The following is a 22222-nucleotide window of genomic DNA, read 5'->3' on the forward strand; positions in this document are numbered from 1 at the left end:
CCGCCACCCTGCGGCGATGTCAACCCCCGCGCACCCGCCCCCGGCGCGTGCGAGGCTGGGGCCATGCAGAGGACCGTCACCGCACACATCGAGCTGAGCGTCACCGAGCCCGCCGACCTCGTGTTCGCGGTCGCCGTGTCCGCGGCGTACGCCCCGGCATCCGAGGCGCTGAGCGTCAGCGTCGACGGCGCCCCCGTGCCGGTGCGGGAGCTCGCCGACGCGCACGGCGGACGCCTGCACCGCGTGCACGCCCCGACCGGAACGCTCCGGCTCGACTACGGGGCGACGATCGACGGCACGGCCGCGCCGCTGACCGCCGACGAGACCGAGCTGCTGGTCTACGGCCGCCCCAGCCGCTACGCCGAGTCCGACGCGCTCGCGCCCACCGCGGGGGCGGAGTTCGCCGGCATCGACGACGCCGCCGCGCTGCTGCTCGCGGTGTCGTCGTGGGTGGGCACGGAGTTGTCGTACGTGAGCGGGTCGAGCCTGCCCACCGACGGCGCCACCCGCACGCTGCTCGCCCGCCAGGGCGTGTGCCGCGACTACAGCCACCTGTGCGTCGCCCTGCTGCGCGCCCGCGGCATCCCCGCACGGCTCGTCGCGGTCTACGCACCCGGTCTGGACCCCATGGACTTCCACGCGGTCACGGAGGCCTGGATCGACGGGGCGTGGCGCATCGTCGACGCCACCACCCTGGCGCCGCGGGACACGCTCGTGCGCATCGCGACGGGGCGGGATGCCGCCGACACGGCGTTCCTCAACGTGTTGAGCGGCCGCGCCGACCTCGTCGACGTGCGGGTCACGGCCACCGCCGACGTCCTGCCCGGCGACGACCTCGACCGTCTCGTCCGTCTGCAGTGACCCCCGAGTCAACCAGTTGACACGTCACCATGTCAACTGGTTGACTCGCAGTATGGCCGACCGCATCACCGTCACCCTCCACGAGCTCGTGGGCGAGCTCGACCTGTTCGCGGACGCCTGGCTGCGCGAGCGGCACGGGGTGAGCTTCAACCTCTTCGAGGTGCTCGCCACCCTCGCCGAGCGCGCCCCCATCGACATCACGGGCCTCGCCCACTGCCTGCGGGTGACGAAGGCCGCCGTCAGCAAGCGCGTGCCCGCACTCGTCGCCGACGGCTGGATCACGGCCACGCCCGGCGACGGCCGGCGCGTCGTGCTCGCCCTCACCGCCCGTGGGGCGGAGCTGGTGCGCGTCGCGGGCGGAGAGCTGGAGGCGGCGTTCACCGAGATGCTCGCCGACCCCCGTCTCGACCCCGCGCACTCCCCCGCCGGCATCGAGCCCGCCGGCCTCAACGCCCACCTCAGCATCCTCACCGAGATCGTCATCGCGAAAGGTCGCACCACATGAACCGCCGTGTGCTCGTCATCGTCGGCACTCCCCTGCCCGACACCCTCACCCACGCCCTCGCCGGCTCCTACGTCGACGCGGCGCGCGCCGCGGGCGCCGAGGTCCGCGTCATCGACCTCGCACACGATCCCATCCCCGACCACCCGCGCTCGCGCGACCAGCTGCGCGCCCCGCGCGCCGACCGCCCCGACGACCTGCCGCTGGACGCGGACGTCGCCCGTTACCTCGACGACGTGTTCTGGGCGGACCACCTCGTGATCTTCCACCCGCAGTGGTGGGGAACGACCCCCGCGGCGCTGAAGGCCTTCATCGACCGGGTCTTCCTCTCCGGCGCGACCTTCCGCTATCGCGAGCGCTCGGCGCTGTCCGAGCGCCTCCTCGCGGGGAGGACCGCGCGCATCGTCATGACGATGGACTCGCCGCGCTTCTGGAACCGGCTGGTGTACCGCGGGGCCGCGGAGGCCTCCCTGACGCGCGCGACGCTCGGGTACTGCGGCGTGCGCACCGTCGGCATCTCCCGCTTCACCCCCGTCCGCTTCAGCGACGACACGGCACGGCGCGGCTGGATCGACCGTGTCGCCGACCACGGGCGGACCGACGCCGCGTCGCGCCGGCGGGCACCGCGCGCGGCGACCGCGGGCGTCGCTGCGGCGGATGCCGAACTCGCCAACTCGTCGCAGACGTGACACGCTGACGGGATGAAGGCCTGGATCGTCCGGTTCGCGTCGCTGTACGCGTTCAACCTCGTCGTGCTGCTGCTGATCGGCCTGCTGACCCCCGCGCGCGTCGGCGTCGCCGCGATCTGGGCCTCGGTCGTGCTCTCCCTCGCCGAGATCATCGTCAAGCCGATCGCCGAGAAGGGGTTCCGTTCGGCGGCCGCACGGTCGGCCTCCGAACGCACCCGCGCGGGCGAGGCCCTCGTCCAGGGCGCGATCGTGCTGGCGGTCGCGGCCATCGTCTGGGTCATCACCCTCCTGCTGACCCGGGTCAACGCCGGCGGAAGCTGGTTCTGGGCCGCCGTGCTGCCGCCGATCATCATCGCGATCGGCTGGCTGGTGTACGCGAAGATCGACGAGAGGATCGAGGCGCGCGCCGGCCGGTACTACGACCGCGCCGCCGAACGCCTCGGTCGCAAAGAGTGAAGACCTCGTAACAAAGCGTCGCCCGACGCCGCCCCCGCACGCGGGTCCGGCGAAGATGGAGGTCGCGGCATCCGCGCACAGCATCCCGCGTGCCGCCCATCCCACCCGGAGGTCTCCATGACGCGTCCCATCCTGCGCACCGCCCTCGCCGCCACCGCGGCGGCCCTCGCCCTCGTCCTCGCCGGCTGCGCCGGCGGCACGGGCGGCACCGCTTCGGGCTCGGCGGACGCGGATGCCGGCTACATCACGCCCGGCAAGCTCACCGTCGCCACGGGCGAGACGGCGTACGAGCCCTACGTGTACGACGACGACCCCGCCTCGGGCAAGGGCTTCGAGGCCGCCGTCGCCTACGCCGTGGCGGAGCAGCTCGGCTTCGCCAAGGAGGACGTCGTGTGGGTGCGCACCTCGTTCGAGTCGGCCATCGCCCCGGGGCCGAAGAACTTCGACATCAACATCCAGCAGTACACGATCACCGACGAGCGCAAGCAGGCGGTCGACTTCTCCACGCCGTACTACGAGGCCAGCCAGTCGGTCGTGGCGCTCAAGGGCGGGAAGGCGCAGGGGATCACCGACATCGCGGGCCTCAAGGCGCTCGCAATCGGCGCGATGACCGGCTCGACGAGCGCCGCCACCCTCGAGAAGGCGATCGCCCCGGCCACGGCGCCCTCGCTCTACAACTCCAACGAGGATGCGGTGGCCGCCCTCAAGGCGGGGCAGATCGACGCGATCGTCCTGGACACCCCCACGGCCTACGTCGCCGTCAACGCGCCCTACATCGAGAACTCGTTCGTCGTGGGCGAGCTGCCCGCCGCCGGCATCCCCGACCAGTGGGGACTGCTGCTGGCCAAGGACTCGCCGCTCACCGCGAAGGTGAGCGCGGCCGTCGACACGCTGCGTGAGAACGGCACCCTCGACGAGCTGAAGAAGACGTGGCTGTCGGTGCTGACCGAGGGTGTGCCCCAGCTGCAGTGACCGGCTCGGGTAACGTCGCTCTGTGACCAGTCACTCGACCACCCGCGCGCCGAGCGCGCTCGAGCTCGAGCGGCGCGCGTTCCGACGCGGCCGCGAGCGCCGGTCGGTGCTCGTCGCGGTCGCCTCGAGCCTCGTGTTCGCCGCGATCGTCTGGGCCACCGTCATCAACACGCCCGGCTGGGCGAGCGTGCAGCGGGCGTTCTTCGATCCGCAGATCGCCCTGCAGTCGTTGCCCAAGATCTGGGACGGGTTCCTCATCAACCTGCAGGTGCTCGGCATCTCGCTGGTCACGGTGTCGGCGGTGGCGCTGGTCATCGCCGTGCTGCGCACCGTCCGCGGCCCGGTGTTCTTCCCGCTGCGCGTGCTGGCCGCCGGGTACACCGACCTGTTCCGCGGGCTGCCGTTCATCATCGTGCTCTACCTCATCGGCTTCGGCGTGCCGACCATCATGAACACGCGGATCCCGGTGGTCGTGCTCGGCGTCGTCGCGGTCACGCTCACCTACTCGTCGTACGTCGCCGAGGTGCTGCGCGCCGGCATCGAGGCCGTCCACCCCTCGCAGCGCCTCGCGGCGCGGGCACTCGGGCTCGGCTACGTGCAGACCCTCCGCCGTGTCGTGCTCCCCCAGGCGGTGCGCAAGGTCACCCCGGCGCTGATGAACGACTTCATCTCCATGCAGAAGGACGTGGGCCTCATCTCCATCCTCGGGGCGATCGACGCCATCGCCGCCGCCCGGTCGGCGGCATCGCTGAGCTACAACTTCACGCCGTACGTCGTCGCCGGCATCCTGTTCATCCTGCTGGCGATCCCGACGATCCGTCTCACCGACTGGTACACGGCGCGGCTGCGCGAGCGCGAGCAGCAGGGATCGATCCTGTGACCGGCCCCGCCGACCGCCCCGGCGCGCCCGTGCTGCGCGCCGACGACCTGTGGAAGTCGTTCGGCGACCGCGACGTGCTGCGCGGCGTCTCGGTGTCGCTGTCGGCGCACGAGGTGGTCGCCCTCATCGGCGCCTCGGGGTCGGGAAAGTCCACGCTGCTGCGCTGCCTGGGCCTGCTCGAGCCCATCGACGACGGACGCATCTGGCTGGGCGCGCAGGACATCTCCGACCCGCGCGTCGACGGCAACCGCGTGCGGGCGCGACTGGGCGCCGTGTTCCAGAGCTACAACCTCTTCCCGCACCTGTCCGTGCTCGACAACGTGACCCTCGCGTCGCGCGTCGTGCACCGGATGCCGCGGGCGCAGGCCGAGGACCGCGCGCGCGACCTCCTCGCCCGCGTCGGCCTCGCCGACTTCGCGAAGGCCCACCCCGACCGCCTCTCCGGCGGCCAGCAGCAGCGCGCCGCCATCGTGCGCGCCATCGCGACCGATCCCGAGGTGCTCCTGCTCGACGAGATCACCTCGGCTCTCGATCCGGAGCTCGTCGGCGAGGTGCTCGAGCTCGTGCGCGCCCTCGCCGCAGAGGGGACGACGATCCTCATGGCGACCCACGAGATGGCCTTCGCCCGCGACGTCGCCGACCGGGTGGTCTTCCTCGACGACGGCGTCATCGTGGAGGAGGGCGCCGCGGCATCCGTCTTCGCCGCCCCGCAGCACCCGCGCACCCGGGCGTTCCTCTCCCGCTTCTCCGGCTGAGCGGCGGGCGACCCCCCTCGGCCGCGTCAGGGTCGCCTCAGCGGGATGCCGCGGCGGCCCGGGCGGCGCGGATCAGCTGCGTCGAGTGGTCGAGGTGGGCGCGGACGGCCGCGCCGCCGCCCCGGCGGATCTCGTCGACGTACGCGCGGTGCTCAGCGGCCAGCGCGCCGGCACCGTAGTGCGGACGCACGTGCGTGAGCAGGAGGAGCACCTCGGACTCGAGCGCGGCGTGGGCCTGCACGATCCGCGGGCTTCCCGACGCCGCGACGACGGCCCGATGCACGGCGGCGTGGGCGCGGATCGTCGCGGGCCAGTCGGCGCGCGCCTCGGCGTCCGCGAGCTCGTCGATGGCGGCGTCGATCGGCGCGCGCACCTCCGCCGGCCACCGCGCGCCGTGGGTGGCGGAGACCATCCGCACCGCCTCGGACTCCAGGGCCGCCCGCAGCTGCTGCAGCCCGACGAGCTCGTCGTCGTCGAGCGCCGAGACCCGTGCCCCCGCGTAGGGGACGATCTGCACGAGCCGCTCCGCGCCGAGGGTCGCCAGCGCCGCCCGCACGGTGTGACGCGACACGTCGTGGGCGCGGGCGATCTCCTCTTCGCGCAGCGGCGATCCGGGCGCCGCCGCGCCCGAGAGGATCTCCGCGCGCAGGGCGTCGGCCAGCCGTGTGTCGGCGGTCGGACGCGACGCCGGCTCACGCCGCCGCGGAGACACGCGACCCCCGTTCGCGCACGGGAACGGCGACGATCGCCAGGCCCACGGCGATGACGACGAGCCCGGCGATCGACGCCGGTGCCAGCTGCTCGTGGAGCACGAGGAGCCCCAGCACCGTCGCGCCGAGCGGCTCGGCGAGGGTCAGGGTCGACACCGTGGCCGGGCTGAGCCGGCGAAGGCCCGCGCCGAACAGCAGGTAGGCGACGGTGACCGTGACCACGCCGAGCCAGAGCGCCAGGGCGATCCCGGCGCTGGTCGCAAGCCACGCGGTCGCCGTCGACAGCAGCACGGGCAGGCTGAGCACGGCGGCGGAGCCGAAGACGGCGCCCATCGCGGCCGGCGCCGTCCAGCCGCGATCGAGCAGCAGCTTGCTCGCGATCGCGTACAGCGCATAGGAGGCCCCCGCCCCCACGGAGGCCGCGACCCCGACGGGCGTGATAGCGGCGACGCCCGTCGCCCCGCCCGAGAACATCCCCGAGACCAGCACGAGACCGAGCACGGCGACGGTCGTCGCGATCAGCCAGCGGATGCCGGGGCGTCGACGACGCACGAGCGCGTCGAGCACGCCTGTGACGACGGGCGCCGACCCCAGGGCCACGACCGTGCCGACGGCGACGCCGTTGAGCCCGGTGCCGGTGAAGAACGTGGGCTGGTAGGCCAGCACGCCGGCCGCGCCCACGAGCACGATGACGATGCTCGGCATCCGCCTCCCCGTGCCGGACGGGGCGAGACCGGCGGGCGGCGCGTCGGCGCGGAACCGCCGGCGCCGGGCGAGGGCGATCAGGCCGAGCAGCCCGCCGCCGATGAGCACGCGCGCCGCGCCGATCGAGACGGCGTCGGCATCCACGTCGGCGAGGGCGCGGGCGGTGCCGGTCGTCGCGAAGCAGAGCGCGGCCACGAGGACGGCGACGACCGAGAGCGAGCGGGACATGGGGCATATTGTTACACAATCTTGTGCCTGGTGAAGCGAGGGGAAACCGACCAGGCGCGGCGCACGCTCACCGCCGACGCATAGGCACGCGACCTACGCTGGCCGCACGCCTCCCCTCGATGCCCTTCTCACCACTTGGCGCGCCGACCCCGTGACGATCGCGGTGCTGGTCGGCGCGGCGCTGGTCTACGCCCTCGGGATGCGCCGCGCGGCGCGGCGCGGCGTCGCCTGGCCCGCCCACCGTGCCGTGCTCTTCTTCACGCTCGGCCTGGGCTCGTACGCCGTCATCGAGCTCGGCTTCCTCGGCACGTGGTCGGCCGAGCTCCGCTGGGCGTTCGTCGCGCGCATCGCGCTGCTGCTGATGGCCGTGCCGGGGCTCGTCTCGCTGGGCCGGCCGCTCGATCTGCTGCGCGCCGGGCTCTCCGCCGACGGACGCCGACGCCTGGATGCGATCCTCGACGGCCGCGTGTTCCGCGTGCTCGGCAACGCGATGTTCGCGACGCTGTTCGTCGCGGTCGTGTTCTGCGTCTTCCTCACCCCGCTCGCCGGCATCCTGCGCACCTCGCCGGTGATCGGCGAGGCGATCGGCGTCGTCGCCCTCGTCATCGGGCTGCTGCTGGTGGTGCCGCTCATGGCGCTCACCGGCATCCACACCAGCACCTTCCTGGCGGTCGAGTTCCTCCTGGCCTTCGTCGAGCTCGTGATCGACTCGATCCCCGGCATCCTGCTGCGCCTCAACGACACCGTCGTCGACGGCGTCGCGGCCGCCACCGGCGCGGGCTGGTGGCCGAACCCGCTGCACGACCAGCATCTCGCCGGCGACCTCCTGTGGTTCATCGCCGAGGTCGCCGACGTGCCGATCCTCATCATCCTGCTCGTGCGCTGGGGGCGCCGCGACCGCGTCGAGGCGGCCGGCTTCGACGCCCTCACCGACGAGGAGCACGACGCGCTCGTGCAGGCGCACCTGCGCGGAGACCGCACGGCCGACGCCTGACCGTCGCGCCGGGCGTTGCGGCCGGAGCCCGCTCGCTCAGGCCGAGACGGCGCGCTCCGCGGCCTCGACGACGTTCGTCATGAGCAGCGCCACGGTCATCGGACCCACCCCGCCGGGGTTCGGCGAGAGCCAGCCCGCGACGTCCTCGACGCCCGGGGCGATGTCGCCGTAGACCTTCGCCTTGCCGGTCTCGGGGTCGCTCTCGCGGGTGACGCCGACGTCGAGCACGGCGGCACCGGGCTTCACGTCCTCCGGGCGCACGAGGTGCTTGACCCCCGCGGCGCCGACGATCACGTCGGCCTGTCGCAGGTAGGAGGGCAGGTCGCGGGTTCCCGTGTGGGTGAGCGTGACCGTCGCGTTGACCGCGCGCCGCGTGAGCAGCAGCCCGATCGAGCGGCCGATGGTGACGCCACGGCCGACGACCACGACGTGCGTGCCGGCGAGGGCGAACCCGTTGCGCTCCAGCAGCTCGATCACCGCGCGCGGCGTGCACGGCAGCGGCGAGGTGATCTCGTCGTTGACGTTGAGCACGAGCTTGCCGAGGTTGGTCGGGTGCAGGCCGTCGGCATCCTTCGCGGGGTCGATCCGCTCGAGGATGCGATCGGTGTCGAGGTGTCGCGGCAGCGGGAGCTGGACGATGTAGCCGTGGCAGGTCGGGTCGGCGTTGAGGCGGTCGATCTCGGCTTCGACCTCCTCCTGCGTGGCCTCGGCGGGCAGCTCGACCTGGATCGAGTTCATGCCGATCGCCTCGGACTCACGGTGCTTCATCCCCACGTACAGCTGGGATGCCGGGTCGGCGCCGACGAGCACCGTCGCGATGCCGGGGGTCACGCCCAGCGCCTTCAGCTTCGCGACCCGCTCGGCCAGCTCCGCCTTGATCGCCGCGGCGGTCGCCCGCCCGTCGAGTTTCTGTGCCGTCATGTTCTCTCCTCAGAAATCGTCCCGCGAGAAACCACTCCCGCACCGAGACACACGTCGGCAGACGGTGTCTCGGCGCGAAGGTGATGTCTCGCAGACAGGGGATGCCGGAATGGCGAGCCGTTACTGGGCGAGGCCGGGATACAGCGGGAACGCGGCGGTCAGCGCGGCCACGCGGGTACGCAGGGCCTCGACGTCGGCGTCCGGAAGCAGCGCCAGCGCGATGACGTCGGCGACCTCGGTGAACTCGGCGTCGCCGAAGCCGCGGGTCGCGAGCGCCGGGGTGCCGATGCGCAGACCCGACGTCACCATCGGCGGACGCGGGTCGTTGGGCACCGCGTTGCGGTTGACGGTGATGTGGATCTCGTGCAGCAGGTCTTCGGCCTGCTTGCCGTCGATCGCGGCGTCGCGGAGGTCGACGAGTACAAGGTGCACGTCGGTGCCGCCGGAGCGCACCGAGATCCCGGCATCCTTCACGTCCTGCTGCGACAGGCGCTCGGCGAGGATCGCCGCACCGCGCACGACGCGCTCCTGGCGCTCCTTGAACTCCGGGGTCGCGGCGAGCTTGAACGCGGTCGCCTTCGCGGCGATGACGTGCATGAGCGGGCCGCCCTGCTGGCCCGGGAAGACGGCCGAGTTGATCTTCTTCGCGAGATCGGCGTCGTTGGTGAGGATGAAGCCCGAGCGGGGGCCGCCGATCGTCTTGTGCACCGTCGAGCTCACAACGTGCGCGTGCGGCACCGGCGACGGGTGCAGACCCGCGGCGACGAGACCGGCGAAGTGCGCCATGTCGACCCACAGCAGCGCGCCCACCTTGTCGGCGATGGCGCGGAAGCGGGCGAAGTCGAGCTGGCGCGGGTAGGCCGACCAGCCGGCGATGATGACCTTCGGCTGGTGCTCGACGGCGAGGCGCTCGACCTCGTCCATGTCGATCGTCGAGGTCTCGGGGTCGACGCCGTAGGCGACGATGTTGTAGAGCCGGCCGGAGAAGTTGATCTTCATGCCGTGCGTCAGGTGGCCGCCGTGGTCGAGCGAGAGGCCCAGCAGGGTGTCGCCGGGGCGCGCGATCGCGTGCAGCACGGCCGCGTTGGCGGAGGCGCCCGAGTGCGGCTGGACGTTCGCGAACTCGGCGCCGAACAGGGCCTTGGCGCGCTGGATGGCGAGCTCCTCGGCGACGTCGACCTCCTCGCAGCCGCCGTAGTAGCGACGGCCGGGGTAACCCTCGGCGTACTTGTTCGTCAGCACCGAGCCCTGCGACTGCAGCACGGAGACGGGGACGAAGTTCTCCGAGGCGATCATCTCGAGGTAGCCGCGCTGACGCTCGAGCTCACGCTCGAGGACCTGCGCGATCTCGGGGTCGACCTCGGCGAGCGGGGCGTTGAAGTAGGGATCGGTCATGACGGTCTCCTGCCATTCGTCGGGTGGATGCCGGTGTGCGCTGCGCGCACGCCGCTGTATCAAACGAAGGCCGGCCCAGGCGTGCGGTCGATTGCCGTGATCGTCGCTCCCCGATGGTGACCCACCTCAACGCCAGTCGCGACAGTGCGAGCATATCGGATGCGGCGACCCGGGCACACGGCTAAGCTGGCCCCGCCGGATTTGTTAGGGCTCCTTACAGAGCACATCGCCCCTGGTCTCGGTCCCGACACCCGCGCAGAATGGAGAGACCGTGTCGCAGCCCGCCCTCGTCCCCGCCCCCGCGCGGCTCGTCGTCGCCGACAGCGCCCCCTTCCTGCTCACGAGCGACGTCGCGATCCTCGCCGAGACGGAGGCCGCCACGCCCGCCGCCGCGCTGCGCCGGCTGATCGAGGTGCGCACCGGCATCCCGCTGACCTCCACGGCGGCCGCCGGCGTCGCGTCGGGTCGCAGCATCCGCCTGGCGCTCGGCCACGACGGGCCCGCCGAGTCGTACCGGCTACGCAGCGACGAGAGCGCCGTCGAGGTGGTCGGCGCCGACGCCGCGGGCCTCTTCTACGGCGTGCAGACGCTCGTGCAGGCGATCTCGGTCGGGCCCGCGGGTGCGCATGTCGCGGCGATGGAGATCGACGACGCCCCCCGTTTCGCCTATCGCGGGGTGATGCTCGACGTCGCCCGCCACTTCCTCGACGTCGAGACCGTGTGCGGATACATCGACCGGGCGGCGGGTCTGAAGCTCAACGCGCTGCACCTGCACCTGACCGACGACCAGGGCTGGCGGCTGCAGCTGGAGTCCCGACCGCTGCTCACCCAGAAGGCGGCGACGACAGCGGTCGGCGGTGACGCCGGGGGCTTCTACACGCACGACGACTACCGCGCCGTCGTCGCGTACGCCGCCGCCCGTCACATGATCGTGGTGCCGGAGATCGACGGCCCGAGCCACACGCACGCGGTCTCGCTCGCCTACCCCGAGCTGTGCGAGGAGCCGGTGCTGAGCGCCGAACTGGAGGAGCTCGCGCAGGCGGACGCCAGCGCACTGCCCGTCAGCGGCACCCCGTACGAGGGCATCGGGGTGGGGTTCTCGTCGCTGCGCATCCGCGACGAGCGGACCTACGCCTTCCTCGCCGACGTCCTCACCGAGCTGGCGGCCCTCACGCCCGGGCCCTATCTGCACATCGGCGGCGACGAGGCGCTCGGGACGGATGCCGAGGACTACGCCCACTACATCGAGCGCACCTCGCGCCTCGTGCTCGACGCCGGCAAGACCCCCATCGCCTGGCACGAGGCGGGGGCCTCCCCCACCCTCGCCGCGGGCACGATCGGGCAGTACTGGGGTTTCGTTTCTCCCACCGACGGCATGGACGAGAAGACCCGCGGGTTCGTGCGGCACGGCGGACAGGTGATCCTCTCCCCCGCCGACGCGATCTATCTCGACATGAAGTTCGACCCCGACTCGCCGCTCGGACTCACCTGGGCGCACGGTGTGACCACCGTCCGTCGCGCCTACGACTGGGACCCCGCCCGCGTCGTCGACGGCATCGGCGACGACGACATCCTCGGCGTCGAAGCGCCGCTGTGGGGCGAGACCGCCCGCACCGCCGACGACATGGACGCCCTCGCCTTCCCGCGCATCGCCGCCGCCGCGGAGGCGGCGTGGTCGCCCGCCCTCGGGGCGACGCCCCTACGATCCTGGGAGTCGTTCCGCACCCGCGTCGGCGGACTCGGTCCCTTGTGGGCGGCGCTCGGCATCCGCTTCACCGCCTCGCCCGAGATCGACTGGATGCCCGTCGCGGCCGCCCCGGCCCGCGATGCCGGCCGCGGCGAAGGACCGCTCAGCGAGGCGGCCGACGGGGGGACGGCATGACGACGGTGATCCGCGCCGTCCGGCTCGTCGACGGGGGCGCGGCCACCGACGACGCCTGGATCGCGTTCGCCGACGGACGCGTCCGCGACCGCGGCACGGGCGACGGGTGGCGCGCGGTCGCGGCGGACCGTGTCATCGACGGCGCGGGCGGCGTGCTCACGCCCGGATTCATCGACATCCACGGACACGGCGGCGGCGGCGCGTCGTTCGACGACGGCGCCGAGGCGATCGCCACGGCCCGCGCGCTGCACCGCGCCCACGGCACGACCCGCGCCGTGGTGTCGCTCGTCACGGCATCCCTCGACGACCTCGCCGCGCGGGTCGCCGTCGTCGCCGGGCTCGCCGCGGCCGACGCGACGATCCTCGGCTCGCACCTCGAGGGGCCGTTCCTCGACGTCGGCCACAAGGGCGCCCACACCCCGGGCCTGCTGCGTCCGCCGGATGCCGCGGGCGTCGCACGCCTCATCGATGCCGGGCGCGGCACCGTGCGGCAGGTGACGCTCGCCCCCGAGCTTCCCGGCGGGCTCGCCGCCGTGTCGCAGTTCGCCGCGGCGGGTGTCGCGGTCGCCGTCGGGCACACGAACGCGACGGAGGACGAGGCGTTCGCCGCCTTCGACGCGGGCGCGACGATCCTGACGCACGCGTTCAACGCCATGCCCGGCATCCACCACCGCGAGCCCGGACCCGTCGTCGCAGCCCTCCGCGACGAGCGCGTCACGCTGGAGATCATCGCGGACGGGGTGCACGTGCATCCGGACGTCGTGGCGCTCGCGTTCACGCAGGCGCCCGGTCGCATCGCCCTCATCACCGATGCGATGGCCGCCGCCGGCGCCGCCGACGGCCACTACACGCTGGGCGGACTCGCCGTCACGGTGACCGACGGCACCGCGCGTCTCGACGTCGGCGGTGCGATCGCGGGATCGACCCTCACCCAGGACGCCGCCCTGCGCCTCGCGGTGCACGCGGGTGTCCCGCTGGCCACCGCGGTCGGCGCGCTCACGCACGTCCCGGCGCGGGCCGTCGGCGTCGCGGACCGATTCGGTTCGCTCGCCGTGGGCCGCGCCGCCGACGCCGTGCTGCTCGATGAGCGGCTGACGGTGCGGTCGGTGTGGGTCGACGGCATCCCCGTCTGACCTCGCCGGCGCCCCGCCCGAACCGGAACCGCCGACGGAGCTCTCGACGAGAAGCGGGGCGGACGGCGCCCCCACGCCGTCCGCCCCGCTCTACCCCCTCCACCGGTACCGCGCAGGTCCTCCCCCGAGATCCCGCGCTTCCGGTCCGTGGCCACGGATCGCTCCGTTCCCCTGGCCGTTCCCGACCGCGCTGCTCCTGAATCCCCCTGGAGAGCACGTGTCGGGAAGTCCTTCACCAGTAAGAGAGCGGGACTCACGCGGTCTATTACGCGAGTTGCGAGATTTTTCTCGACCTTTTTGCGAGAGCATGCCGTCGGCGTGTTCCGGCCATCGGCCGTTGCCCAGCCGGACCTGCGAAAATACGGGTGGGATGACGCGACCCGCGTCATAATCCGCCGCCGCGAGCGTCTCTCTCGATGAAGACGAACGACACGCCCGCCTCGACAGGACACCGCCATGGACACCCCCGATCAGCCGCGCCCCGACGTGGCCGACGTCGCCGACGCCGACCTCGTGCTGCGCACGCGTTCCGGCGACCGGCAGGCGTTCGCCGAACTGTGGCGTCGCCACTACCGTTCGGGGCTGACGGTCGCGTCGTCGATCACCTCGAGTTTCGACGCCGACGATCTGGTCCAGGAGGCGTATTCGCGCATCTATCAGGCCATCGCCAAGGGCGGCGGGCCCACGGGCTCCTTCCGCGCGTACCTGTTCACGAGCATCCGCAACACCGCGGCCGGCTGGGGCCGCGCCCGCCGTGAGACGGCGATCGACGAGCTCGAAGCGCTCCCCGATCCGGATGCCGACGCGCACTCCACCGATGAGGCGCTCGATCGGAGCCTCACGCATCGCGCGTTCCGCAGCCTTCCGACCCGCTGGCAGGAGGTGCTCTGGTACACCGAGATCGAGCAGATGAAGCCGGCCGAGATCGCCCCTCTGCTGGGCATGAAGGCCACCGCCGTCGCGCAGCTCGCCTTCCGCGCGCGCGAAGGGCTGCGCGAGGCGTGGATCCAGGCCCACCTGCAGAGCGTCACCGACGGCTCCGACTGCCAGTGGACGATCGAGCGCCTCGGCGCGTACGCGCGCAACAACCTCGGCACGCGTGACCACAAGAAGCTCGAGGCGCACCTGGCGGAGTGCGCGCGCTGCACCATCGTCGCCGCCGAGGCCACCGAGGTCTCGCACCGTCTGGCCCTGGTGCTCCTGCCGCTGACGATCGGCGCCGGCGCCGCGACCGCCTACCTCGCCACCCTCCAAGGCGGCTCCGCACCGTTGGTCGCCCTCGCGGCGGGCGCCTCGGGCACCGTGCCGGGCGCGGTGACCGTGGGCCCCGGATCGGCCCCGGTGATGGGGGCGGCCGGCGCAGCCGGCGCAGCCGGCGCCGGATCGGGAGCGGCCGGCGGTGGCGGTACGGGCGGAGCGGGCGGCTCGGCGGGCGCCGCGGCCGGCGGCTCGGCGGCGGCCGGGGGCGGCGGACTCGCCGCCGGAGCCGTGGTCGGGCTGGTCGCGGCCGGTGTGCTCGTCGCCGGTGCGGCCGTGGCTGCCGCGATCGTCGTGCCCCAGGTGATCGCGAACAGCGCCTCCGCTCCGGCCGACGGTTCGGGCACGACCGGCGCAGGAGCGAGCGACGGCGGGGATGCCGCAGCCGCCCCGCCCGCTGCGGCGCCCGCACCGAGCACCCTGCCCTCCGCCGATCCCACGTCGACGCCGGTGCCCACGGCATCCGTGCGGCCCGACACCGTCTCGACGTCCGCGCCGACGCGCCGTGCCACGCCGACCGCGCCCGCCGCCCCGGCGGCCCCGCCGGCGACCCCGACGCCGGCCCCATCACCGACCCCGAGCGCGACGCCCACCCCGTCGCCGACGCCGACCCCGACACCGACCCCCACACCGACCCCCACCCCGACACCGACACCGACCCCGACACCGACCCCCACCCCGACACCGACACCCACGCCCACGCCCACGGCGGACCCCTCGCCGCGGTTCGTCAGCGGCGAGTTCACGCCGAGCCCCGACACTCCGCTGACGGGCACTCTCGACCTGGTCGTCACGGGAACACCGGGCGAGACGGTCCGACTGGTCGTCGGGGGGATCGAGCGCGGTCGCCAGGTCTTGAACGAAGACGGCCGGACGACCTTCTCCTTCTCCGCGGTCTACCGGGAGATCCTGCACGCGCCGGCCACCATCCAGTACGTCGACGGCGAGCGACTGGGCCCGGAGTACACCGTCTTCCTCTGGGGCCCGCCTCCCGCCCCCTGAGCCGCAGCCCACCCCGGCCCCCGCGTAAACTGACAGGCATGTCCGACCTGCCGCCCGTACGCCCCGCCGCCCCCGAAGCTCCGCGCGCGGACAGTGGTGCCGGCGCTCTTGCGGCGGGCGTGCGACCGTCGCTCGACGCGCTCGACGTGCTCGCGTTCCTGACCGAGCTGTTCGCGTTCATCACGCTCGCGGTCTGGGGGTTCACGGCGTGGCCGTTCCCGTGGAACATCGTCGCCGGAATCGGCACGCCGCTGATCGCGATCCTCCTGTGGGCCCTGTTCGTCTCCCCGCGCGCGGTGTTCGCGGTGCACCCGTTCGTGCGCGCGCTGGTCGAGCTGCTCGTGTACGCGTCCGCGACCATCGTGTGGTGGACCAGCGGCAACGCCTGGATCGGCGTCGCCTACGCGGTCGTCGCCGTCACGGTCGGGCTCGTCGTCGGTCGGCGACGCCTCGCCGCCTAGACGGGAGACCGCGATGACCACCGTCCTGGACCTCCTGCGCGCCGAGCTGGCCGACCGCATCGACACGGACCCGGCCGCCCTCGACGCGGCGCGGGCCGACAAGTCCGGTCACGCCGCCGTCGGCGCACCGGTGGCCATCGTGCACGCGGCATCCGTGGCCGACGTCCAGGCGACCATGCGCATCGCGACGGCGACGCGCACCCCGGTCGTCGTGCGGGGCGCCGGCACGGGCCTCGCGGGCGGCGCGAACGCGGGTGCCGGCGAGATCGTCCTGTCGATGCGCGCGATGGACCGCATCCTCGAGGTGCGCGCCGATGACCTCCTGGCGGTCGTCGAGCCCGGCATCCTCAACGCCGATCTCAACGACGCCCTCGCCGCGCACGGGCTGTGGTGGGCTCCCGACCCGGCGAGCCGCGCCATCTCGACCGTCGGCGGCAACATCGCCACCGGCGCCGGGGGCCTGCTGTGCGCGAAGTACGGTGTCGTGCGCGACGCCGTCCTCGGCGTCGACGTCGTCCTCGCCGACGGGCGGCTGCTGCACCTCGGACACCGCAGCGTCAAGGGCGTGACCGGGCTCGACCTGACGGCCCTCGTGATCGGCTCGGAGGGCACCCTCGGCGTCGTCGTGGGGGCGACCCTGAAGCTGCGCCGCCTCGTTCCCGGGCGCACGCGCACCCTCACGGCGCTGTTCCCCGACGTCCGCGCGGCGGCCGCGGCTGCCTCCGCGGTGACCGCGGCGGGCGCGCAGCCCTCGATCATGGAGCTGATGGATGCCGCGTGCCTCGCCGCCGTCCACCGGCTCCTGTCGCTGCCCGCGCCGCCCGCCGGCGCCTCGCAGCTCACGGTGCAGACCGACGGCCCGTCGGCATCCGACGAGGCCGAGGCGATCGCCGCCACCCTCGCCGCCGCCGGCGGCGAGGTCCGAACGGCCCGCGACGATGCGGACGCCGAGCTGCTGTGGACGATCCGTCGCTCGATGCATCCGGCGATGGAGGCGATGGGCACGACCCTCATCGAGGACGTCTCGGTGCCCCGCAGCGCCCTGCCGGCGATGTTCGACGAGATCGCGCGCATCGAGCGCGAGTACGACCTCGTGATCCCGACGGTCTGCCACGCGGGCGACGGCAACCTGCACCCCAACTTCATCTTCGACGGCGACGAGGTGCCGGAGGTCGTCTGGCGCGCCGCCGACGATCTGTTCCGCTCCGCGCTGCGCCTCGGCGGCACGCTCACCGGCGAGCACGGTGTCGGCGTCCTCAAACGCCGCTGGCTGGTCGACGAGCTCGGCGACGACCAGTGGGAGCTGCAGCGCCAGATCACCCGCGTGTTCGACCCCCTCGGCATCCTGAACCCGGGCAAGGTCTTCACGCCCTGAGCCGGACCGTTCATCCGTCCCTCGTTGTCGCCATCCGCGCGTGGACGCGACCGCAGGGGACGGATGAACGCCCTGGGCGGCGTCAGAGGCCCTGCCAGGCCGGCTTGTTCGCGAAGGCGTAGCGGTAGTAGTCGGCGTGCTCCAGGCGGGATGCCGCGGCCTCGTCGACCACGACGGTCACGTGCGGGTGCAGCTGGATGGCCGAGCCCGGCAGCGACGACGTCACGGGACCCTCCACGGCACCCGCGACGGCGGCGGCCTTGCCCTCGCCGAACGCGAGCAGGAAGAGGTGCCGGGCGGAGAGGATCGTGCCGAGCCCCTGCGTGATGCAGTGCATCGGCACGTCGTCGACCGAGTCGAAGAACCGCGCGTTGTCGCGCCGCGTCTGCTCGATGAGGGTCTTCACGCGCGTACGCGAGGCGAACGAGGACCCGGGCTCGTTGAAGCCGATGTGGCCCGACGTGCCGATCCCGAGGATCTGCAGGTCGATGCCGCCCGCATCGGCGATCGCCCGCTCGTAGTCGTCGCCCGCGTGCGCGATGGTCGCGAGGTCGCCGTTGGGGGTGTGGATGCGGTCGGGATCGAGCCCGAGCGGCTCCACGACCTCCTTCGTGATCACGGAGCGGTAGCTCTCGGGATGCCGCGGGTCGATGCCCACGTACTCGTCGAGCGCGAACCCGCGCACCCGCGAGACGTCGACGCCCTCCAGCCGGGGACGCAGGGCCCCGTACACGGGCAGCGGGGTCGAGCCGGTCGCGAGGCCCAGCACGGCGTCGGGCCGCGCCGCGATCAGGCGCACGATTTCGTCGGCGACAAGGGCGCCCGCGTCGGCGGCGGACGGGACGATGACGACTTCAGCCATGGAAGACAGCCTCCTGCTCAGAGTCGGCGCCGACGATCGCGGCGCCCAGGGCCGCCGCCGGAGAACCGGGCGGCAGCAGGTCGACGCGCTCGCTCAGTCGCAGCGAGCGCAGGAACGGGGATGCGGCGGCGCTCTCCTCGAGCTCGGTCAGCACAGGCCTCAGCATACGGTCGCCGAGCGCGGTGACGCCTCCCCCCAGCACGACGGCGTCGACGTCGCCGGCGAGCACGATCACGCGGATCGCCGAGGCGACGCCATAGGCGAGACCGCGGCGGAGCGCGATCGCCTCGGCATCCCCCGCGTCGGCGGCGTCGAAGACGTCGCGCACCGGCAGGGCGCCGGGACGCGCCCAGCGTTCGGCGACGGCCGCGCCGCCGCTGAACGCCTCGATGCAGCCGCGCTGACCGCAGCGGCAGAGCGGGCCGGCCGGGTCGACGGAGATGTGGCCGACCTCCCCCGCCGATCCGTGTACGCCGCGCCAGAGGCGCCCGCCGCGCACGAAGCCGGCGGCGATCCCCGTCCCGAGGTTGAGGTACGCCATCGCGCTCGATCCGGCGGCGCCGTGCAGCGCGTACGCACCGACGGCCGCCGCCTTCACGTCGTTCTCCGCGCGCACGGGGATGCCGAGGCGCGGCCCGATCGCGAGTGCGAGGTCGAGCTCGTCGATGCCGAGGTTGACGGCGTGCGTGACCGTGGACCCGCCGGGGGCGACCTGCCCGGGCATGCCGACGCCGATCGAGCTGAACACCGACGCGGGACGGCCCACGGCATCCGCCAGCTCGTCGACCATGGTGAGGATCGTCGCGACGACGGCATCCGCTCCCCACCCGGTCGGACGTCGCAGGCGCGCGAGGATGTCCTCGCCGCGGTCCCCGCCGCCGGACGCGACGACCACGGCGTCGGTCTTGGTGCCCCCGACGTCGAATCCGAGTCGCATCAGCCCTTCACCGCTCCCGACACCAGGCCGCTCGTCATCTTGCCCTGCACGATGAGGAAGAAGACGATGACCGGGATCGCCATGAGGGTCGATCCGGCCATGACGACCGCCCAGTCGGTGGCCTTCGTCGCCTGCACGAAGCTGCGCAGCCAGATCGGCAACGTCTGCGACTCGGGGCGGGTCATGATGACGAGGGCGAAGATGAACTCGTTCCACGCCTGGATGAAGGCGAAGATGCCGGTCGAGACGAGCCCCGGTGCCAGGAGCGGAAAGGTCACCCGCCAGAAGGCCTGCGTGCGGCTGCAGCCGTCGATCATCGCCGCCTCCTCGAGGTCGGCGGGGATGCCGTTGACGAAGCCGCGCAGCGTCCAGATCGTGAACGGCAGCACCATCGCGATGTACACGGCCGACAGGCCGATCACCGTGTTGAGCAGGTGCCAGCCGTCGAGCACGCGGAAGGTCGAGATGATCATCGCCTCGGCCGGGATCATCTGGATCACGAGGATCGCCACGATGAAGCTCTTGCGCGAGCGGAACCGGTAGCGCGACACGGCGATCGAGGCGAGGAATGCGAACACCAGCGCGGCGACGACGGTGAGCAGCGTCACCGCCAGCGACACCCACAGCGCCGGCACGAACCCGCCCTCCCACGCCGCCTGGAAGCTGCGCAGCGTGAACTGGTCGGGCCAGAAGTGCGGGGTCTCGCTCTTGACCGCCGACCCCGGGAGGAAGGCCGTGTTGACCATCCAATACACCGGGAAGACCGAGCAGACGAAGACGACGACGGCGGCGAGGTTCAGGAAGACGCGCCCGGTGGCGCGCCTCGTGCGGGCGCTCATCAGTCGTCCTCCGAGGTCAGCATGGTGCGGATGTAGTAGGCGGAGATGGCGAGCAGCACGATGACGAGGATCACCGAGATCGCCCCTCCCGAGCCCAGGTCGCCGGTCGCCATCGAGACGCTGTAGATGTAGACGCCGATGGTGTTGGTGTCGGCGCGGATGCCGCCGACGGTCTGCAGCGCGTAGATCTGTGCGAACACGCGGAGATCCCAGATGACCTGGAGGATCAACAGCACGACCAGGATGGAGCGGATGTACGGGACGACGATGTACCGGAAGCGCTGCCAGGCGCTCGAACCGTCGAGGGATGCCGCCTCCAGCACCTCGTCGGGCACCTGCGAGAGCCCCGCGTACGTCGAGAAGGCGACGAACGGGATCGCGCCCCACGTGATGATGATGGCCGCGACGCCGAAGAAGCTGAGCGGATCGGACAGCCAGCTGTGACCGATCCAGTTCTGCCCGGTGATCCGGGTGAGCACGTAGTTGACGAGGCCGTAGGACGTGTCGAAGATCCAGCCCCATACGATCGTGCCCGTGAGCGCGGGCATCGCCCACGCCAGCAGCAGCCCGACCGACACGACCGTGCGCATCACCCGTCCGAGCGACTTCATCATGAGCGCGATCGCGACGCCCAGGACCATCGTGGCCGCGGCGCAGACGATCATCAGGCCGAAGCTGCGGCCCAGCACGACCCAGAACTGCGCGTCGGTGAGCACCCGCACGTAGTTGTCGAACCAGACGAACTCGGCGGGCTTGCCGAAGATCTGCTCGCGCCCGTACTTCTGGAACGACATGACGATCAGCTGCAGCAGGGGCCAGCCGATGAAGACGGCGAGCATCACCAGTGCGGGCAGCAGCAGCGCGAGCGGTGTGCGGTCCCGGCGACGGCGCCGGCGCGGCGCGGGCGCGGACGGGCGGTCGGTCTCGGGAGAGCGACGGGAGATCAGCGTGGTGGCCATCGCCGGGTCTCCTTTCGTGGTGGTGATGAGGGGCGTTTCGACGCGCTGCGCTCGCTCAACGACCGGGGAGGCGATGCCCCCACCGGTCGTTGAGCGCGGAGCGCAGCGACGAGTCGAAACGCCGGCGAGTCGAAGTGGACTCAGCCGTTGAGGATGGCGTCGATCTGCTCGTCCAGCGCGGTGGCGAGCGTCTTGACGTCGCCGCCGGCGGCGACCTGGACGAAGAAGTCCTGCAGCAGGCCCTTCGCCTCGACATCCGCCCACTTCGGGGAGGCGGGGGTCAGCTTGGCGTTCGCCGCGGCATCCGCGATGATCTTCGCGAGCTCCGGGGTGGCCGCCGCGACCTCGCCGCCCAGCGACTTCTTGGCGGGCACGAGACCGGCCTTGGCCAGGATCGACTGGTACTCGTCGCTGAGCATGATCTCCAGCGCGCTCTTGGCGAGCTCCGGGTTGGCCGACTTCGCCGCGATCCCGATGTTCGAGCCGCCGGCGAAGACCTTCGCCGCGCCGCCGTCCTTGCCGGGGAGCGCATAGTAGCCGACGGTCTTGCTCAGCGCCGTCTCGGCCTTGTCCTCATCGGCGACGATCGACCAGTACGCCCAGCTCGGCGCCGACAGCGTGGCGGCCTTCTCGGTGCGGAAGGGCACCCACGCCTCGGTCTCGTCGCCGTCCTTCGGGGCGAGGGAGGCCTTCGTCATGAGCTGCTGCACCTGCTCGATGCCCTTGACCGACGCGTCACTGGACATCTGCGCTTCCCACTTGCCGTCCTTCTGCACGGCGACCTCGCCGCCGTTCTCCCAGATGAACGGGAGGGCGTTGTACCAGTCCTTGCCGGGGAAGTAGACGCCGGAGACGCCGGGGAGCGCCTGCGCGAGCTTCTCGCCGCCCGCGACGTACTCGTCGAGGGTCGTCGGCACCTGCACACCCGCCGTGGCGTACTGGGTGGTGTTGTAGAAGACGATGCGGGCGCCCGAATAGTACGGCGCTGCGTAGAGCTTGCCGTCCCACGAGCCGGCCTCGACGAATCCGGGCAGGAGGTCGTCCCCGCCGATCTGATCCTTGATGTCGGAGATGTCCAGGAGTGCACCGCTGGAGGTGAAGGCGGCCGCCTGCGTGTTGCCCATCTCGACGATGTCGGGGGTGTCGTTGGACGACAGGCTCGTGGTCAGCTTGTCGACGAGCCCGGTCCACTGCTGCTCCTCGATGACGAGCGTCGAGCCGGGGTTGTCGGCTTCGAACGTCTTCTTGAGGTAGTCGCGGGCATCCTGAGGCGTGTCGGTGCCGACGAGCCAGACCCGCAGCTGCGCCGCTGCAGGCGTGCCCGAGGCGTCGGTGCCGCCCGAGCTTCCGCCCGCGCAGCCGGCGAGAACGACAGCCGAAGCGCCGAGGAGCGCGAGGGCTCCGAGCTTCTTGTTCATGGTGTCTTCCTTTGTCTCTCTTGGTGGTA

At 72.4% G+C, this 22222-nt stretch carries 22 protein-coding genes and 1 riboswitch; of the genes, 13 read left to right on the forward strand and 9 right to left on the reverse strand.

Going from position 1 to position 22222, the window contains the following annotated elements:
• Positions 1-63: 63 nt before the first annotated feature.
• The 7 genes from MHO01S_RS03625 (at position 64) to MHO01S_RS03655 (ending at position 5115) form a co-directional block, all read left to right on the forward strand.
• Complete coding sequence (locus tag MHO01S_RS03625; protein ID WP_061781833.1) at positions 64-861, forward strand: transglutaminase-like domain-containing protein; 798 nt, start codon at positions 64-66, stop codon at positions 859-861.
• Positions 862-913: 52 nt separating this feature from the next.
• Positions 914-1366 carry a MarR family winged helix-turn-helix transcriptional regulator gene (locus tag MHO01S_RS03630; RefSeq protein WP_061781834.1) on the forward strand — a complete coding sequence of 151 codons (453 nt, stop codon included), beginning with the start codon at positions 914-916 and terminating at the stop codon, positions 1364-1366.
• On the forward strand, positions 1363-2052 hold the full coding sequence (locus MHO01S_RS03635) for an NAD(P)H-dependent oxidoreductase (RefSeq protein ID WP_061781835.1): 690 nt from the start codon (positions 1363-1365) through the stop codon (positions 2050-2052). The genes MHO01S_RS03630 and MHO01S_RS03635 overlap by 4 nt, the downstream gene beginning before the upstream one ends.
• A 12-nt stretch (positions 2053-2064) precedes the next feature.
• A complete protein-coding gene (locus MHO01S_RS03640; protein WP_060960411.1) occupies positions 2065-2508 on the forward strand; it encodes a hypothetical protein in 444 nt (147 codons plus the stop codon).
• A gap of 117 nt (positions 2509-2625) precedes the next feature.
• Entirely contained in the window at positions 2626-3480 is an 855-nt protein-coding gene (locus MHO01S_RS03645) for an ABC transporter substrate-binding protein (protein ID WP_061781836.1), read from the forward strand.
• A 22-nt stretch (positions 3481-3502) separates the two neighbouring features.
• The gene (locus MHO01S_RS03650; protein ID WP_060960409.1) at positions 3503-4360 is read left to right on the forward strand and encodes an amino acid ABC transporter permease; all 858 of its coding nucleotides are present in this window, start codon (positions 3503-3505) and stop codon (positions 4358-4360) included.
• The gene (locus MHO01S_RS03655) at positions 4357-5115 is read left to right on the forward strand and encodes an amino acid ABC transporter ATP-binding protein (protein ID WP_060960408.1); all 759 of its coding nucleotides are present in this window, start codon (positions 4357-4359) and stop codon (positions 5113-5115) included. The genes MHO01S_RS03650 and MHO01S_RS03655 overlap by 4 nt, the downstream gene beginning before the upstream one ends.
• 37 nt (positions 5116-5152) lie before the next feature.
• Here MHO01S_RS03655 and MHO01S_RS03660 read toward each other — a convergent pair whose 3' ends face one another.
• Positions 5153-5827: a GntR family transcriptional regulator gene (locus MHO01S_RS03660; protein WP_061781837.1), complete on the reverse strand. Its 675-nt coding sequence runs from the start codon at positions 5825-5827 to the stop codon at positions 5153-5155.
• A complete protein-coding gene (locus MHO01S_RS03665; protein WP_061781838.1) occupies positions 5808-6758 on the reverse strand; it encodes an EamA family transporter in 951 nt (316 codons plus the stop codon). Before MHO01S_RS03665 ends, MHO01S_RS03660 begins: the two co-directional genes overlap by 20 nt.
• 151 nt (positions 6759-6909) lie before the next feature.
• On the opposite strand from MHO01S_RS03665, the gene MHO01S_RS03670 reads away from it, so the two are divergent.
• Positions 6910-7752: a cytochrome c oxidase assembly protein gene (locus MHO01S_RS03670; RefSeq protein WP_231735159.1), complete on the forward strand. Its 843-nt coding sequence runs from the start codon at positions 6910-6912 to the stop codon at positions 7750-7752.
• Between the two features lie 36 nt (positions 7753-7788).
• Here the strand turns inward: MHO01S_RS03670 and MHO01S_RS03675 are convergent, their stop codons facing one another.
• Complete coding sequence (locus MHO01S_RS03675) at positions 7789-8673, reverse strand: bifunctional methylenetetrahydrofolate dehydrogenase/methenyltetrahydrofolate cyclohydrolase (RefSeq protein WP_060960407.1); 885 nt, start codon at positions 8671-8673, stop codon at positions 7789-7791.
• A gap of 120 nt (positions 8674-8793) precedes the next feature.
• The gene (gene glyA, locus MHO01S_RS03680) at positions 8794-10068 is read right to left on the reverse strand and encodes a serine hydroxymethyltransferase (RefSeq protein WP_061781839.1); all 1275 of its coding nucleotides are present in this window, start codon (positions 10066-10068) and stop codon (positions 8794-8796) included.
• Between the two features lie 66 nt (positions 10069-10134).
• A riboswitch (ZMP/ZTP riboswitch) is annotated at positions 10135-10218 on the reverse strand.
• 121 nt (positions 10219-10339) lie between these two features.
• Between glyA and MHO01S_RS03685 the strand changes: the two genes are divergently transcribed.
• From MHO01S_RS03685 to MHO01S_RS03705, 5 genes are all read left to right on the forward strand, one after another.
• Entirely contained in the window at positions 10340-11950 is a 1611-nt protein-coding gene (locus tag MHO01S_RS03685) for a beta-N-acetylhexosaminidase (protein ID WP_082808021.1), read from the forward strand.
• Positions 11947-13083 (forward strand): N-acetylglucosamine-6-phosphate deacetylase, encoded by a 1137-nt coding sequence (gene nagA, locus MHO01S_RS03690; protein ID WP_061781840.1) that lies wholly within the window; start codon positions 11947-11949, stop codon positions 13081-13083. The genes MHO01S_RS03685 and nagA overlap by 4 nt, the downstream gene beginning before the upstream one ends.
• 456 nt (positions 13084-13539) lie before the next feature.
• Positions 13540-15342 (forward strand): sigma-70 family RNA polymerase sigma factor, encoded by a 1803-nt coding sequence (locus MHO01S_RS03695; protein WP_061781841.1) that lies wholly within the window; start codon positions 13540-13542, stop codon positions 15340-15342.
• A 38-nt stretch (positions 15343-15380) separates the two neighbouring features.
• Positions 15381-15803, forward strand: a complete 423-nt coding sequence (locus MHO01S_RS03700) for a YrdB family protein (protein WP_060960744.1) — start codon at positions 15381-15383, stop codon at positions 15801-15803.
• Between the two features lie 13 nt (positions 15804-15816).
• The gene (locus MHO01S_RS03705) at positions 15817-17178 is read left to right on the forward strand and encodes an FAD-binding oxidoreductase (protein WP_061781842.1); all 1362 of its coding nucleotides are present in this window, start codon (positions 15817-15819) and stop codon (positions 17176-17178) included.
• A gap of 82 nt (positions 17179-17260) precedes the next feature.
• Here MHO01S_RS03705 and MHO01S_RS03710 read toward each other — a convergent pair whose 3' ends face one another.
• From MHO01S_RS03710 to MHO01S_RS03730, 5 genes are all read right to left on the reverse strand, one after another.
• The gene (locus tag MHO01S_RS03710) at positions 17261-18040 is read right to left on the reverse strand and encodes a glucosamine-6-phosphate deaminase (protein WP_060960743.1); all 780 of its coding nucleotides are present in this window, start codon (positions 18038-18040) and stop codon (positions 17261-17263) included.
• A complete protein-coding gene (locus MHO01S_RS03715) occupies positions 18033-18977 on the reverse strand; it encodes an ROK family protein (protein WP_061781843.1) in 945 nt (314 codons plus the stop codon). The genes MHO01S_RS03710 and MHO01S_RS03715 overlap by 8 nt, the downstream gene beginning before the upstream one ends.
• Positions 18977-19816, reverse strand: coding sequence for a carbohydrate ABC transporter permease (locus MHO01S_RS03720; protein WP_060960741.1), 840 nt, complete (start codon positions 19814-19816; stop codon positions 18977-18979). Before MHO01S_RS03720 ends, MHO01S_RS03715 begins: the two co-directional genes overlap by 1 nt.
• The gene (locus tag MHO01S_RS03725) at positions 19816-20775 is read right to left on the reverse strand and encodes a carbohydrate ABC transporter permease (protein ID WP_060960740.1); all 960 of its coding nucleotides are present in this window, start codon (positions 20773-20775) and stop codon (positions 19816-19818) included. Before MHO01S_RS03725 ends, MHO01S_RS03720 begins: the two co-directional genes overlap by 1 nt.
• 140 nt (positions 20776-20915) lie before the next feature.
• Positions 20916-22193 (reverse strand): extracellular solute-binding protein, encoded by a 1278-nt coding sequence (locus MHO01S_RS03730; protein ID WP_060960739.1) that lies wholly within the window; start codon positions 22191-22193, stop codon positions 20916-20918.
• Between the last annotated feature and the right edge of the window lie 29 nt (positions 22194-22222).

The organism is Microbacterium hominis NBRC 15708 (genome assembly GCF_001592125.1).
Taxonomy (GTDB): Bacteria; Actinomycetota; Actinomycetes; order Actinomycetales; family Microbacteriaceae; genus Microbacterium; species Microbacterium hominis.

Coding starts and splice junctions, on each gene's coding strand:
- MHO01S_RS03705 (WP_061781842.1), top strand. CDS start 15,817: ATGACCACCGTCCTGGACCTCCTGCGCGCCGAGCTGGCCGACCGCATC.
- MHO01S_RS03710 (WP_060960743.1), bottom strand. CDS start 18,040: ATGGCTGAAGTCGTCATCGTCCCGTCCGCCGCCGACGCGGGCGCCCTT.
- glyA (WP_061781839.1), bottom strand. CDS start 10,068: ATGACCGATCCCTACTTCAACGCCCCGCTCGCCGAGGTCGACCCCGAG.
- nagA (WP_061781840.1), top strand. CDS start 11,947: ATGACGACGGTGATCCGCGCCGTCCGGCTCGTCGACGGGGGCGCGGCC.
- MHO01S_RS03675 (WP_060960407.1), bottom strand. CDS start 8,673: ATGACGGCACAGAAACTCGACGGGCGGGCGACCGCCGCGGCGATCAAG.
- MHO01S_RS03640 (WP_060960411.1), top strand. CDS start 2,065: ATGAAGGCCTGGATCGTCCGGTTCGCGTCGCTGTACGCGTTCAACCTC.
- MHO01S_RS03715 (WP_061781843.1), bottom strand. CDS start 18,977: ATGCGACTCGGATTCGACGTCGGGGGCACCAAGACCGACGCCGTGGTC.
- MHO01S_RS03720 (WP_060960741.1), bottom strand. CDS start 19,816: ATGAGCGCCCGCACGAGGCGCGCCACCGGGCGCGTCTTCCTGAACCTC.
- MHO01S_RS03725 (WP_060960740.1), bottom strand. CDS start 20,775: ATGGCCACCACGCTGATCTCCCGTCGCTCTCCCGAGACCGACCGCCCG.
- MHO01S_RS03630 (WP_061781834.1), top strand. CDS start 914: ATGGCCGACCGCATCACCGTCACCCTCCACGAGCTCGTGGGCGAGCTC.
- MHO01S_RS03700 (WP_060960744.1), top strand. CDS start 15,381: ATGTCCGACCTGCCGCCCGTACGCCCCGCCGCCCCCGAAGCTCCGCGC.
- MHO01S_RS03730 (WP_060960739.1), bottom strand. CDS start 22,193: ATGAACAAGAAGCTCGGAGCCCTCGCGCTCCTCGGCGCTTCGGCTGTC.
- MHO01S_RS03645 (WP_061781836.1), top strand. CDS start 2,626: ATGACGCGTCCCATCCTGCGCACCGCCCTCGCCGCCACCGCGGCGGCC.
- MHO01S_RS03625 (WP_061781833.1), top strand. CDS start 64: ATGCAGAGGACCGTCACCGCACACATCGAGCTGAGCGTCACCGAGCCC.
- MHO01S_RS03695 (WP_061781841.1), top strand. CDS start 13,540: ATGGACACCCCCGATCAGCCGCGCCCCGACGTGGCCGACGTCGCCGAC.
- MHO01S_RS03665 (WP_061781838.1), bottom strand. CDS start 6,758: ATGTCCCGCTCGCTCTCGGTCGTCGCCGTCCTCGTGGCCGCGCTCTGC.
- MHO01S_RS03635 (WP_061781835.1), top strand. CDS start 1,363: ATGAACCGCCGTGTGCTCGTCATCGTCGGCACTCCCCTGCCCGACACC.